A 14,593-nucleotide genomic window follows, 5' to 3' on the forward strand; every position below is an offset into this window, starting at 1 on the left:
AAAGCGCTCGGCGCCGACACCGGGATCTCGAAGTCCGAGGTGTCACGGATCTGCGGCAACCTCGACGAAGACGTCGCCGCGTTCCGCGACCGACCACTGGCCGACCAGCACTACCCGTATGTGTTCCTCGACGCCACCTACTGCAAAGCCCGTGTCGGACGGCGCGTCGTGTCCCAGGCGGTAGTCATCGCGGTCGGAGTCGCCGCAGACGGGCGCCGGGAGATCCTCGGATTCGAAGTCGGAGAGACCGAGTCACAACCGTTCTGGACCACGTTCCTGCGGTCCCTGAGAGCGCGCGGTCTGGGCGGGGTGCAGTTGGTGATCTCCGACGCTCACACCGGCCTGATCGCGGCGATCCAAACCGTGTTCGCCGGCGCCTCGTGGCAACGCTGCAGAGTGCACTTCATGCGCAACGTGCTCTCGAACGTCCCGAAGACGGCCGGGCCGATGGTCGCGTCGATCATCCGCACGATCTTCGCCCAACCCGACACCGAGCACGTGAGAGCCCAGTTCGACGAAGTCGTGCGTATGCTCACCCGCTCGCACCCGAAGGTCGCCGGCATGCTCGACACGGCCCGTGATGACCTCCTCGCGTTCACCGAGTTCCCCGCCGCGCATTGGCGGCAGATCTGGTCCACGAACCCTCTCGAGCGGCTCAACAAGGAGATCAAACGCCGCACCGACGTGGTCGGCACCTTCCCGAACCCCGCCGCGCTACTGCGACTGGCCGGGCACGTCCTGATCGAGCAACACGACGAATGGGACGGCGCCGACCGCCGCTACTTCAGCGAGCACTCCATGGCCCTACTCCTGACCGAACCCGAGGAGGTGGCAATCCCAGAACTGACCGCGGCATAATCAACACAAGCTGATCCCGCACGGTGTCGAGAAACTCCACCACACAGCGGGACGTCACCGGCGCAGGCGAGAAGAGGGACAAGAGAAGTGGGTAAGTAGAAGAACAAATTGAACAGCAACAAGGTGCAGGGAGGAGTGATCGGGAGAGGGGCATGCAGATGACGAAGTGGGATGCGGCCATTTTGGACTGGTCGAGCGTGGTCCGGGTCGCGGACGTGGACGGGGATTCGGTGGGCCCGCGGAGGGCTGGCTGGTACGGGGAGCGTGGAGACTGTGGGGTCGCGGACGATGCCGAGCTCGTGTCCGAGCTGTGGAGCAGCGCGACATTTGCGGTCGCCGGCTACCGCCACACGAGGTCCGTCGAGTCGGGACTCATTACGGCTGTGCGGGCTGAGTAGGCGAGTAGGCCAGTCTGCTGGTCGACTGCCGCGATGGCCTGGCAGAATATCGATGTGTCCGACGCCATCAACGGCTTGTTCGATCCCAGCCTTAGCGAGACTCCGCCCTCGATTGACCTCGTTGCGCTGAGACAGCTTCTTCAGGCCCAGGCGAACACGATCGTGGCGGTGGGCACTGGGGGCGAGCGCATCCAGAACGTGGACGCTCGCTGGCAACGAGACACTCGCACGCTTAATGCGAACTTCCGGCGTCTTGGACTACAGCCTCCGTTTCCTTGGGGTGGACTATGGGACTGGTACGGGTACTACTCGCAGAATCTCGCAACATACCAAGAGCGCCGAAGTCACGTGCGCGACCTAACCGAAACCGCGCTTGCCCAGCTTGAGATGGCTGAGGCGCGCGGAGGCGTTCACGACCCCGCTGCCGACGACGACACTCCAACGTGGCAGAATCTCAACGGGCGCATCTCGGGGCTAGTTGAAGAGTACTCGAGTGCTCGGGATCGCGATGGATGGCAGGACGTTGGACGACGAAGCCGCGAGATTCTCATCGACTTTGGCAAGCTAATCGCGGACCCAGCCATTGTTCCTGAAGGGCAGGAAGCCCCGAAGGGCGCAGACGCGAAGGCTTGGTTCGACTTGTTTCTGGCGCGATACGCGAGTGGTCGTGACAAGTCAGAGTTGCGATCTACGATGCGTGCTGTCTGGGACCTCGCTCAGAAGGTAACTCATGGAGACATCGCGGATGTCGACGCATTCGCTGCTGCACAGGCGACCGTCATGGTGGTACGCACGGCGCAGAAACTGCAGCGTGACGCTGAATAGGGGGCAATGCCGTGGCTAACTTCGATGAGGACACGCTTTGTGCCATTGGAGAATTGATCGCGCTTGGCGAGCAGGAGGGGTTCGGCATCTCCTTCGAACCGGACGTCGATGGCTGGCGAGTCGGATTCTTGTGTGGAACGGGAGGTGGTGAGCTCTCCAGTGATTTCGATCTGCGGAGCGCCGCGCGGGGCGCCGTTCGACCACTGCTAGAACTCTCTGCGCGTCACGTCGCCAATCGGCGGGATCGACAGCGGTAGCAGATGGTTCCTGCTCGGGACGGCAGGCTAAGCAGCCACGCTGGCAGAGATGGGGCCGTCTCCTCAGCGGGAGCTGCCCGACAGCGACGCTAATCGAGGCCTGAGACGACCGAACAACGGAAGCCGTCACAGGTCGGATCGCCTGGAAACGGCAACAAGTCGTATGTGGGGAGCTCGAGCAGGCGCATTAGATGCCACGATTTGATCCTTTACTGGGAACGAGCATTCTCGCAATCAGTGTTATTCGGACGCCTCGTGGTGCGTCTGCACTATCTCAAGCTTTCGCGTCGCCAGCCGCGTCGCTCCTGTTCTGGAGCGGCAGGAACACCGACGTGCGGGTCCGGGTGGATGCCGCATGCGGCAGGGTGAACAAATGGACTCCCGCAGTCGGCTCAAGAAGTTGTGTGGCGAGGAGCGAGACCATGACACCGGCTGCGGCGGCGAGGTCGGCTGCGGAGCCGTGAAAGGTTGGGACTGAGCAACCGCGGGTCGGAACGAGCATGCCGTGTGTCCCGCTCGACCACATTGAGTGGTACTCCTCCAGGGATGGGTCGGCCCCGACGAGGCTCCCGGCCCTGGCATCCAGTTGCGCCATGGTGTGCGCGCTCCCCGCCGGCTTGACCAGGACCATTCCGACTGACGCGGTACGGGGGTCGACGGCTACCTGCGCCACCAGGATGTGCTCCGAAAGCGAAGCGAGGAACTGTCCGAACGCCATGTTGACGGTGGCGTCGATGGCGAGATCGGGTTCGTGCAGTTCGCCGGTGCTATGGAGCCCCAGGATGTCCACGTCGAGGTCGTCGCGGATCGCGCGAAGCCGAGCGGCGAGGGCAGCCTGCTTGCTTGCACCGATGTCCTCTTCGAGGAAGTTCTGTCGGACCAGCAGTCCGCCCGAGATGGCAGCGGGGTCTGACAGCACGATTCCCTTCGCCCCAGCTCGTGCAACAAACTCGGCTATCCAGGATCCGAGGCCACCGCATCCGAAGATCATCACCGTACGACCGACGAAGGATGCCGTAGGGCGGGTCGAGTCTCGACGTGTTGTCACCGACGGCCTCTCATCGGACACGCGCCACCAGTCGAGTGTCGGATCTCCTGGCTCGCCTCCTGAGCGGAGCGCATCCGCGACTTCAGCCGTCAACGCACCGACCAGAATGTGCGGTGCGCCGCCGGCGGGATGCGGAACAGCCAGAATGAATGGCTGCGGCGATGATTCTGGGTTCCGTTTCGCTGCGGCGATGAGCATCACGGAGAGTGAGCCAGCTTTGGTCGGCACCCCGGGCGCGGGCTGACCGCCTCGACTCAGCGTCGGGTCGTCGAGGAGCATTGCGAGCTCAAACAATGTGGTGCCGGTGCCCAGCGGCAGGTGCGCGGGTGCGGTCACTATCGGAGCGCGAAGACCATCAGCGCCGTCCGAGACGGTGAAGTCGAATCGGCGGTCAGTTCGGTCGACGAGAGTCGCGCGACCCGCATTCTTGCCGATCTCATCCCGAATGACGACAGTTGGAGTTGACGCTGTCGCATGCGAAGTCCCGCCGATGGCGTGGTAGAGCGACGTGTGCGGGTCGAACTTTCCGGCGGCGGCGTCTGCGAACCAGCCCCATAGGCGGTTGAGGAATCCGGCGGCGCCGTTGCCGGGGTTCCATTCTCGGTTCGGGTCCAGGTAGATACACAGGACCATGCCACAAAGCACGTGCGGATAGCCGACGAATCGTGAGTGGGTGACGTGAACCAATGGCGGCCGGGAGGAGTTCGCCGGAATCGAGATTTCCACGATCTCGGTCGGCTCCAGGTCCAGTCCACCCTCGTCCTGGACTAGGCCACCGGTGTGGATCCCGAGCTGGACCGGCATCTCGCCAGCGTCGGTGAGTCTGCGACGCTCACGAACAATGACGAGTTCAGGATGCGCGCGAGCGACGGCGTCCAGGTCGGCGAGAAACTGTTCCTGCCACAGCGAACGAACGGGCCCGCGGCTCAACCGGCGCGTCCCGAGAGGCTGGTCGACGCGGGCGCGGACTTGGGCTCACCGAACGGCGCGCTCGACTCGGATGCTGCCGGCGCCTTGAAGCCGTCACCGAAGAGTGCCTGCCACTTCGCCACGCTGTCATCCTTGTCGGTCGAGTAGTAAGCGGCGTCCGCGTCTGCGGCGTACGTGTGGATTCGGTCGCGGAAGTTCGCGTAGGTTTCCTGTGTCCAACGGTGGTCGAAGCTGGCGCCGGAGCCGGAGGGGTCCATGATGACGGGCTTCGTGGGGTTGGCCTGGAGGTATTCATCGAGGTCGCTGACGATGTGCAGCAGTGCGGTTGGGACGTTCTTGTAGTAGCCCGTGTCGCCGAAGGTACGGAAGGCGCTCACCTGCTCACCGAGGAGCGTAGTGAGGATGACGGAGCGGGTGCCCTTGAAGGATCCCCGGTGGTCGCGAAGGAACTTCACGAGGCGAATGACCCGACGAAGGTTGCCGCCAGCGACGGTGTCCTTCTCCTTCATCCACTTGGTGAACCCCTCGGGGTCGGTCAGCTCCCAGTTGTTGTCCTCATAATTCGCGACGTACTCGAGGCCACCGCGCGTGATGGCGGGGACGATGTCGATGTGGCACGAGTTCGCGTAGACGACACGTACGCACCGGTTCTTCCGATTCACCGGCATCTGCCCGTAGACGGAGTTGCGCACCAGCGCCGACTTCACGTTCGTGAGGAAGTCCTTCGCGGACCATTCCGGATCGTCCTCGAGGTACAGCATGAAGTCCGCGTCGAACTCGTTCTTGCCGACCGGATTGATGATCGTCCGGTGCGCCCATGAACCCTGCTTGCTCATGCCGAGAACGCGCGGGCCGAGTTCGCTGTCGTTCTGAAGAGCAGAGTAGATCTTCGCCACTCGGTCGTCGAGCGTGTCGAGCCGGAACTGACTTAGGTTGACGGTGTCTCGGAGCAGTACTCCGAAATGATCCTCCAGCTGCATGACCGGATCCCTTCCAATTCGGATACTTGTCACCAAGCACCGCCGATGAATCACAACGGTGTAGTTCTATGATAAAGAAGGCCTCCGACATCGAGATGGGGATCGTATGGCCCGTAGGAAGACGCAAGTCGCGAGGTCCCGTATCGGCGAAGCCGTGATTCGCGAAATCTGGGTTCGCGCAGCTGGCCGCTGTGTGCTGTGCTCGTCCTATCTTCTCGGCGGCGGTCGCACCTACTTCCACCACATTCCCCACGGGCAGGTCGCTCACAACGTAGGCGCGACCACGGGAAAGAAGTCACCACGCGGAAAGTCCTCTCTCACGCTCGACGAGCGCGCTCTCCCGGAGAACCTGCTACTCCTGTGCCACCAATGCCATCGGATGGTCGACGACATAGGCGCGGAGAAGATCTACAACGAGGAGTACCTCGCCCGACACAAGCGCGAACATGAGGATCGCGTTCGCCAAGTGACGAACTTCGCCACCGTGACACCAGCGGCGGTCGTTCGTGTTACTGGCAGAATCCGCGGGACACTCTCGGCCGCAACTGACCGACAGGTCGGGGCGGCTCTTCACTATGAGGATCTCCGACCGGCCGGCGAGCATCCGCATGACTCGGAGTATGTCGTGACCATCGAGTCCGAGGACACCGATTCCTGGGTGTGGGATGAGGGCTCCAAGAAGATCGCGACCAGGCTCGCGGCACTTCGTGACTCCCCGCACGCCACTGTCGCAGTCTTTGCGATGGCACCGATTCCGCTGCTGGTTTTCCTCGGTTCGCAACTCGACGATAAATCCGACATTCGAGTGTTCCCCCGATTCCGCGACGCCGAGGATCTCGCGTGCTGCTGGCGGAATGAACCGGCCACGCCTGCAGTATTTGAGCTGTCCTCGTCAGTCGCCGATGCGACCGCCAAGGACGTCGTCGTCGCAGTAAGCGTCTCCGGCGTTGTGGACGCCGACCGGGCGCAGGCGGACCTTATCGGCGCTCCCCGTGTGTCTCTCCGCGCGAGCGAGCTCGGGCCGGATGCGATTCAGACGAAGTCGGACCTCACCGCATTCGCGTCCGCTTGGCGACGCACCCTTGCGAAAGTGGAGTCGGACTACCCAGCATGCGAACGGATACACCTTCTGGCAGCCGTGCCAGTCGTCGCAGCGGTGGCGTGCGGTCAACATCATATGCGGGATGCCCAGCCGGCCCTGGTTGTCTATCAACGTGCCGCCGAAGAGTATGTCGAGGCGTTGACAGTCTCCTGACCATCAATGACGGCACGTCCAGCAAGGCTCAGACCACAGACCACAGACCACAGACCACAGACCACAGACCACAGCCGCAGCGACGGTCGCCCCCGCGGCCCACGCAAAACGCTCTGACTGTCAAGACGTCAGCGCGAATCGCCAACTCCTCCAGCCTGGAGCGCATTCCTAGCCTTCCGCGATGTCCGCAACAACGAGCACTCGCGTCAATGGGACAACCGAACGCCACATCTCCGAAAGCTCCGAATAGTTCTCGAGCACCATTGTGACAACATCTTCCCCGGAGAGGAGCCGCAGGCCGGGACGCTGGCGCTCGATCGCGAGAGCGTCACGGGAGTAGCCGCCGAGAGTGATGAAGAGCAGCAGCTCGCCCTGACCTTGCGTGCCGATCAGCTGTTGTACGTCTGGCGCGCCGACCGTGCCCGTGTGGTGTTTGCACTGGACCTTGATCAGAGGTGGTTCTATTCCAAGCGGGTCGCGATGTGCGATGACATCGACTCCGCCGTCCTGGGAGTACTGAGTGACTCGAGCTTGATAGCCGACGGCGCGAAGAAGCGCGGCCGTGAATTCTTCGAAGTCCTGGTGGCTAAGTCGCTTGTGAAGCGTCTCAAGGACGAAGTCACGGGTGTGTCTTTCAATCCGTGACGCGCGAGGCTCGTCGATCTCGTCCTCGCTTGCGGTCTGGTCCGCCACCAGGTCGATGGTCTTGGCCAGATCGTCGAGTGATTGCTCCGGGCTCTCTAGCGCCGCGAGGAACTCGTCGATGTGCCGGCGAACCCGGAAAACGGCTAGAACGGAGCCGATCTCATACAGCGCTGCTTGCGAGAACAGTGAACGAGGCAGGCCGACGCGCTTCCACTCGACGCGTCGTCGGTGACGATGAGCTGAGGCGGAGGGCTCGAAGAAGTAGTCACTAGCGATCACTCCTAGGTTGATCGTCGAGTTGGGTTTGTAAGGCGCTACGACCACATCGCCAATCTGCATCTCGTCGCGAAAACGAGTGAGTACTCCCGCTTGGCCTGCGATAGATCGCACCTTCGCGTCCGGTTCGGCCGCCGTGAGCGCAGCCTTGATGCCGTCACGGCCCGCGGCGATTCCGGTGAGGTCTGAAAGTTCGTCCCAGCCGAGGCTGATGAAGCCGTCGTCGATGAGCTCCGTGGTCAAGGTGTTGTTGTGCACGCCCCACGCATTCACGATGTGGATCCTCCCGTAGTCCCTTGGACTGACTTGGACTTCAGGTACTCGTACAACATGGCCGGCAGCGCTTTGCCGAGCTCGGTGAAGAGACCGCTGTCGCTGAGCATGTCGTCAATGAACGCCGGCGTCTCCTCGCGCACCTCCACCACGGCTTTCGTGAACGCCTTCGGCAGTGCCGGAGACTCTGCGAACTGCTGCGGCGTGTTGACCTCGGCCTGCTTCGCGAGGTCATAGTCGAGGGCGAGTTTGCCAACGATGTGGTTCATCGTGATTTCGATAACACCGACGCCGTACTTGTCGCCGAGGCGTTCGTTGAGCTTGTGGATGATCTCCTCAAGCGCCGAGCGATGCTTCTCGTGGATGGCGCCTGAGCCGATCGCGGTAATCGGATCCAGCCCCGGCCCCTGCTCGAGGCTCAACTTCACCGATTCACCAGCGCTGATCTTGTAGCCGACCAGGCTCACGTCTGTGATGTCGACCGGCTCGATGATCGTCGCAGTGGACAACTGCGGGAGGATGCGGCGGAAGAAGTACTGCCGGCGAGGAAGGTCGGTGTCTTCGAGGTTACGGGCCTGAGAGATGAAGTCGTAGAACTTCACGAAGTTCCCCACGTCCGCCTTGAAGAGCCGCAGCTCGTCCTGCTCGGTCTTGTCGTCATCCAGGACCGAGGCGACCCACCGTTTCTGGAATCGACCCACCGTCGGCGCGGTCGCCGCCGACACCTTAGAGTTCGCGTTCACCCCACCGGTAAGGGCGGCGTCGAACGCCTGCTCGACCTCCGCCATGTCGTAGATTCCTGCGGAGTCGAGCTTCACGACGAGGTCGTAGATCAGGTTTGGGTCCGTCGTCGCGGTGAGCGTCGCCTTCCGGTAGTACGGCAGGAAAGCGTCCAGCACTTCGACGGGGTCGTTGACGAAGTCGAGGACGAAGGTCTTGTCCTTGCCTGGGTACGTGCGGTTCAGTCGAGACAGGGTCTGCACGGCTTGCACGCCGCCGAGCTTCTTGTCGATGTACATCGCGACTAGGCGGGGCTGGTCGAACCCGGTCTGGAACTTCTCCGCCACGATCATCACGTTGTACGTCGCCGGCTTGAACGCCTCGGCAAGATCCGACGGCACCCCCGGGTTCTGGGTCCGCTCCGTCAGTCCCTCACCGACATCGTCCGGGTCCTCTACCGTGCCCGAGAACGCGACCAGCGACCTCACATCTCGCACCCCCGCATCCGAGATGTAAGTGTCGAGGTACTTCTTCCACCGCACGGCCTCGATACGTGACCCGGTGACGACCATCGCCTTCGCCTTGCCGTCCAGCAGGGGCTGCACGAAGGCGCGGAAGTGGTCGACGACGATCTTCGCCTTCTGGCTGATGTTCGTCGGATGCAACCTGACGTACTGCACCAGCGCCTTCACCGCGGTCGACTCGTCGACCTCCCCGGCACCGTCGTAGTCCGAATCGGGATGCTGCAGCTTCCACGCCACCTTGTAAGGCGTGTAGTTCTGCAGCACATCGAGGATGAACTTCTCTTCGATCGCCTGATGCATCGAGTACAGGTCGAACGGCTCCGGCAGATCCCCACCCTCCGGGACACGCCCGAACAGTTCCAGGGTCTTCGCCTTCGGGGTCGCGGTGAACGCGAAGTACGAGATGTTCGGGGCGGAGGCGCTGACCTCCATCGCCCACTGCAGGTACGCATCCGAATCGATCGGGGCACCCTCAGCGACCGCGGCCTGCTCGTCCGGGGACAGTACCTTCGTCAACGCGCCCGCGGTCGACCCGGTCTGCGACGAGTGCGCCTCGTCCGCGATCACCGCGAACCGGCGCCCCTGCAACTCCGGCAGGGTCTGGATCGCGGTGATCAGCGCCTCGAACGACTGGATCGTCACGATCACGATGTTCTTGCCACCGGTCAACGCGGCGGCGAGCTGCTTCGACTTCGACTCGCCCGCATCCTTTGTGATCGACTGCACCACCCCGGCCTGCTTCTCGAACTGTGAGATAGCGTCCTGCAGCTGCTTGTCCAGCACCGTCCGGTCGGTAACCACCACGACCGTGTCGAACACCCGCACGTTCTGGTCATCGTGGAGCTGGGAGAGGCGGTGCGCGAGCCACGAGATCGAGTTCGTCTTCCCCGACCCCGCCGAGTGCTGCACCAGATACCGGTTCCCCGGCCCTTCGGCCCGCGCCGCTTCCACGAGCCGGGTCACGGCTCGCCACTGGTGATAGCGCGGGAACAGGACCTTCTCCGTCTTCGTCTTCTTGCCCGTGTCGGGGTCGAGGTCGACCTCGACCTGCAGGTGCACGAACGACCCCAGCAGCTGCAGCCAGGTGTCGCGATGCAGGATCTCTTCCCAGAAGTACGCGGATGCCGACCCGTCCAGGTTCACCGGGTTCCCGGCTCCTTCATCCGCACCCTTGTTGAACGGCAGGAACCGCGTCTTCGGCCCGGCGAGCTTCGTGGTCATCTGCACCTCGGAGTTCGACACCACGAAATGCACTAGCGACCGCTTCGCGAACCCGAATAGCGGCTCACCCGCCGGTGACCTGTCGAACCGGTACTGGTTAACCGCGTTCCCGATCGACTGCGTGAAGTCTGTCTTCAACTCGACTGTCGCGACCGGGATGCCGTTCACGAACAGCACCAGATCCAACGCCTTGTTCGGATGCTTCACCGAATAGTGCACCTGACGCATCACCCGCACCCGCATCTTCCCGTATGCCTCAAGCGTGTCCGGGTTCTGCGTAGTCGCCGGCCGGAACTGCGCCAACCGGAACTTCACCGCACCCCCGTGCAGCGGCACCATCGAGAAACCCTCATGCAGAATCCGGATCGTCCCCCCGTTCTTCAACGGATCCAGATCCAGCGACTTCGCGAGGCGGGCCAGGATGCTGTTGCCCGCGGCTTTTCGCTGCGCGTCGGTGTCGCCGGGGCGAACGACCTTGGCGAACTCGATTGACTGCGAATCCTCCAGCCACCCGAGGACGTCCTCGGGGAACAGCGCGAGCTCACGGTCGTAACCGGCATCAGTCGGCGAATACAGCCACCCGCTGGCGGCGAGATGCTCGGCAATCTCGCTCTCAAGCACCGACTCCAGATGCGCCCCAGCAACACCATTCATACCGCCACCCCCACATCGAACTTCCCCGTCACCGCAGCCGAAATCAGTGCGGAACGACGCTCGCGAGCGAGCATGATAGATCGTCCGGCAACGGCGACGGCCTCGTCGAGCCTTCCGAGGTGCTCGTCGAGCTCCGCCACAAGCTTGATCTGGGCCTCGATCGTGCAGAGGGGTAGAGGCAGATTTCCGACCAACGTCTTGTTCGTCGACGCGAGATTCGTCGTTTGCACGGCGGTGGTCTCGAAGTGCCGGCGCGAGGGGCTGGCGTCGAGCCACCTCATCAAGAATCGCGCGTCAAGGTTGGGTCGGACCTTGACGGCGAACACGTGGTTCTGGTGGAGCATGGGCTCGACTTCACCGGACCACAGGGCTCCGCGGCCGAGCTTGTCGCGGTCGCCGCCTTCGGTCATCAAGACGTCACCGTCGCTCAGCATTGACTGACGTGCCCGGGCCTCGGGCACTCGAATCGTCTTGATCTCGTCTAGGTCGACCCGGCCGACCTGGACATTTGCAACGCGCAGGTATGGCCACTCAGGATCCGCTGGGTCTCCGTCGCCACCGAGAGTTATGCCGGTCTGGATCGTGGCGCAGTATTTCAACCGCGTGGGCTTCGCGTCCAGTCGCACGAATGCGTCGTCGATCGAGGCAGAGCGGCGTTCGGTGAGAAGGGTGATGAGTTCCTCGTTCTTCGCGATGAACGCGTCGATCTGAGCGGTCTCCCGATCCAGATAGTCCGCAATCGCACGTTGCTCATTGAGCTCCGGGTAAGGCAATGGGATCAGGGTGAACTGCCCGTAGCGGATCGATTGCCCGTCGCGGAGTTGATCGGTCGTGGTCTGGAGAGCCTGGATATAGAGATCACTCTTGAACAGGTATTTGAAGAATCGCGGTTCTAGCGCCATCTTCGGCTTAAGCACCGTGTATGCCGCACTCACCTTGCCAGGGATGCCCGCAAATTCGAGTCCGCCCTGAAAGCTCCGAAGATGGCTGACGTAGTCGCCCGCCTCGACGTGACGCATGTTGTCAGCGCCGGAGAGGTTCAGAACCACCTTGTTGCCGGTGATCTCCATGTACTCGGCCTGCGGCAGCACACCGTATTTCTGGGAGGGCGTCAGGTGCACGTCGGTCGCGGAGCTCTTTTGTTTGCGTTCGCCGAAGAGAGCGCGCGCAGGGACAACGGACCAGGCCGCCGGAGTATCCCCGAGCCACCCCACTCCGGAGCCACGGAGCTCTCTTGTCATGCTTCGACCGCCGTGAGCATCGCCCGGAGGTCATCCATGACGGTGTCGAGGTCGCGGTCGATCTCTTCGAGCGGGCGGGGTGGGACGTACTTGTAGAAGTGGCGGGTGAAGGGGATCTCCGCGCCCTCTTTGGTCTTGGCGTGGTCGACCCAAGCGTCGGGAGCGTACGGGAGGACTTCGCGGGCGACGTAGGCGTCGGCATCCTCATCCCACGGCACGTTCTCCGTGTCCCGAAGCGAAGCATCCGCCTCAGGGTTCGCCTTCGCATCAGTGCAGGTGTCGGCGGTGTCGTCCTGCTCGCCGAGATCGGTCGTCACCGTCTTGAGAAGCGAGGCGGGGAGGGTGAGGCCTTCGGCTTTCGCGGCATCCTTCAGCACCTTCTGGAACTCAGCACGGTTCTTCCACACCGTGTCAGTGCCGAGCCGGTCGAGAGCGGCACGCAGGGCTCCGGCATCCGCCTCGTTCAGTTTCTGGATGGACTTGGCTTCGAAGACCGTGTCGATGCGCTCGGGGGTGGCGTGCCAGTTGAGTTTGAGGGGGCGTTCGACGGTGATGGTGCGGTAGAGGAAGTCCTCGTTGCGGAAGATCTTCGAGTGCTCGCCGTCCTCGAATCCGGCGTAGAGTCCGACGATGGTCTCAATGTTCTTCGGGGACAGTTCGTTGCGCTTAGAGCCGAGGCCCTTGCGGAGCTTTGTGGACATCTCACGGCCGTCGATGAGCTGCACCCGGCCCTTGCGGTTCTCATCTTTGCGGTTGGTGAGGACCCAGATGTAGGTGGAGATGCCGGTGTTGTAGAACATGTCCTTCGGCAGCCCGATGATCGCCTCGACGAGGTCGTTGTCGAGCAGCCACTTACGGATGTTCGACTCGCCGCCGCCAGCGCCGCCGGAGAATAGCGGTGACCCGTTGAGGACCATCGCCATCCGGGATCCGCCATCTTCCAGCTTGCGCATCTTCGACACCAGGTGCAGCAGGAACAGCATCGCCCCGTCACTGACTGCGGGGGTGCCGGGACCGAACCGGCCGTTGAACCCGAGCTTCGAATGTTCGTCGTCGACGTAGCTGCGCTGGTCTTTCCAGTCGACACCGAACGGTGGGTTGGACAGGCCGTAGTCGAACTTCTTGTCGTCGAAGTGGTCCTCGGTGAGGGTGTCGCCGAGGGCGATGTTGTCGACGTCCTGACCCTTGATTACCATGTCGGCCTTGCAGATCGCGTACGACGCGTCGTTGTAGTCCTGCCCGTACAGGCTCAGCTGGATGCCCGGGTTCAGGGTGCGGAGGTACTCGTCGGCGACGGAGAGCATGCCGCCGGTGCCCGCGGTTGGGTCGTAGATGGACCGCACCACGCCCGACTTCGACAGGGCGTCGTCGTCGAGGGCGAACAGCAGCTCGACCATCAGCTTGATGACCTCGCGCGGGGTGTAGTGGTCGCCGGCGGTCTCGTTCGACTTCTCGTTCGCGAACCGGATCAGCTCCTCGAACACCAGGCCCATCTGGATGTTGCTGACGGTGCGGGGGTGGAAGTCGGCTTGGGCGAACTTTTCCGTCACCGCGAACAGCTTGTTCTTCTCCGCCAGCTTGTTCAGCGTTTTGTCGAACTCGAACCGCTCGAAGATGTCCCGCACGTTCGGCGAGAACCCGGCCAGGTAGGACGAGAGGTTCGCACGGAGGTCGGCAGGGTCGGCGACCAGCTTGGCGAAGTCGAACGGAGAGGTGTTGTAGAACTGGTTCCCCGATGCCTTCTGCAGCGTGATCACCTGGAGCACCTCGGGGAGGTCCTCAATTCCCGTTGCCGCGTCGAGGACCGCGGGCTTCGTGTCCGCAAGGATCGCATCGAGCCGGCGGAGCACCGTGAATGGCAGAACGACCGACCCATACTCCGAAGGCTTGAATGGGCCCCGAAGGGACTCCGCGATGTTCCAGATGAAGGCGACGTGATTGACCACAGGTAGGTACTCTCGCTGGTAGGGCAACGAACAGACGGCAGGTGCCGCCGCGAACTCTTCCATCTTGTCGTATCGGCTTCGACACCGCGTCGGCGGCTCGGGCCGTCGGGCCGCCACCGTTGCACCGTGTCATCGATGTCTTGATGCAGAAACGTCAGAGATGTCCGGACACATCACGCGGGAGGCAATTCCAGGGTGGTGCTCCGTGCCCACATTTTGCCCACAATTGGTTTCAGAACAGCCTGATTCAGCGTCATCGACGTGATCCAAGAATCGCGGAAATACGCGGAAGTAACTGGTCCACGGGGCTGTCGCGGACTCGTCTAACGAGTTCGAGTCCCTCCATGGGTGCCGGGTGACTATCGGCAACCTATCCGGCCTTGCGGCTGGACTACCCGGCTGCATTCTTGAAACTCTCGTGGAGCCACAGGTTGTCGGCGCAGTCTTCCGAGCATGCTCGGTGGTTGTAGATCATCGCCGCACGAAGCATTCGTACGCCGCAGTGGTCGCACCGTCGCACCCGCCTCGCGAATGGGTTGTAG

At 62.7% G+C, this 14,593-nt stretch carries 9 protein-coding genes; 3 read left to right on the forward strand and 6 right to left on the reverse strand.

Annotated elements, in window-relative coordinates; all coding sequences use genetic code 11:
• A partial coding sequence (locus N1031_RS07220) for an IS256 family transposase (protein WP_259478942.1) occupies positions 1-858 on the forward strand: 858 nt, incomplete at its 5' end.
• Positions 859-1,289: 431 nt separating this feature from the next.
• Entirely contained in the window at positions 1,290-2,081 is a 792-nt protein-coding gene (locus N1031_RS07225; protein ID WP_259478943.1) for a hypothetical protein, read from the forward strand.
• A 531-nt stretch (positions 2,082-2,612) separates the two neighbouring features.
• On the opposite strand, the gene N1031_RS07230 is transcribed toward N1031_RS07225, so the two are convergent.
• Complete coding sequence (locus N1031_RS07230; protein ID WP_259478944.1) at positions 2,613-4,316, reverse strand: ThiF family adenylyltransferase; 1,704 nt, start codon at positions 4,314-4,316, stop codon at positions 2,613-2,615.
• Positions 4,313-5,296, reverse strand: coding sequence for an SMODS domain-containing nucleotidyltransferase (locus N1031_RS07235; RefSeq protein WP_259478945.1), 984 nt, complete (start codon positions 5,294-5,296; stop codon positions 4,313-4,315). Before N1031_RS07235 ends, N1031_RS07230 begins: the two co-directional genes overlap by 4 nt.
• A gap of 106 nt (positions 5,297-5,402) precedes the next feature.
• Here N1031_RS07235 and N1031_RS07240 point away from each other — a divergent pair, with 106 nt between their 5' ends.
• Positions 5,403-6,551: an SAVED domain-containing protein gene (locus N1031_RS07240; RefSeq protein WP_259478946.1), complete on the forward strand. Its 1,149-nt coding sequence runs from the start codon at positions 5,403-5,405 to the stop codon at positions 6,549-6,551.
• A gap of 168 nt (positions 6,552-6,719) precedes the next feature.
• Here the strand turns inward: N1031_RS07240 and N1031_RS07245 are convergent, their stop codons facing one another.
• The 4 genes from N1031_RS07245 to N1031_RS07260 are packed head-to-tail and all read right to left on the reverse strand — an operon-like array spanning position 6,720 to position 14,168.
• A complete protein-coding gene (locus tag N1031_RS07245; protein WP_259478947.1) occupies positions 6,720-7,745 on the reverse strand; it encodes a restriction endonuclease in 1,026 nt (341 codons plus the stop codon).
• The gene (locus N1031_RS07250; protein ID WP_259478948.1) at positions 7,742-10,864 is read right to left on the reverse strand and encodes a type I restriction endonuclease subunit R; all 3,123 of its coding nucleotides are present in this window, start codon (positions 10,862-10,864) and stop codon (positions 7,742-7,744) included. The genes N1031_RS07245 and N1031_RS07250 overlap by 4 nt, the downstream gene beginning before the upstream one ends.
• On the reverse strand, positions 10,861-12,105 hold the full coding sequence (locus tag N1031_RS07255; protein WP_259478949.1) for a restriction endonuclease subunit S: 1,245 nt from the start codon (positions 12,103-12,105) through the stop codon (positions 10,861-10,863). Before N1031_RS07255 ends, N1031_RS07250 begins: the two co-directional genes overlap by 4 nt.
• Entirely contained in the window at positions 12,102-14,168 is a 2,067-nt protein-coding gene (locus N1031_RS07260; RefSeq protein ID WP_259478950.1) for a type I restriction-modification system subunit M, read from the reverse strand. Before N1031_RS07260 ends, N1031_RS07255 begins: the two co-directional genes overlap by 4 nt.
• Positions 14,169-14,593 lie beyond the last annotated feature (425 nt).

This window comes from Herbiconiux moechotypicola (genome assembly GCF_024979255.1).
GTDB lineage: Bacteria > Actinomycetota > Actinomycetes > Actinomycetales > Microbacteriaceae > Herbiconiux > Herbiconiux moechotypicola.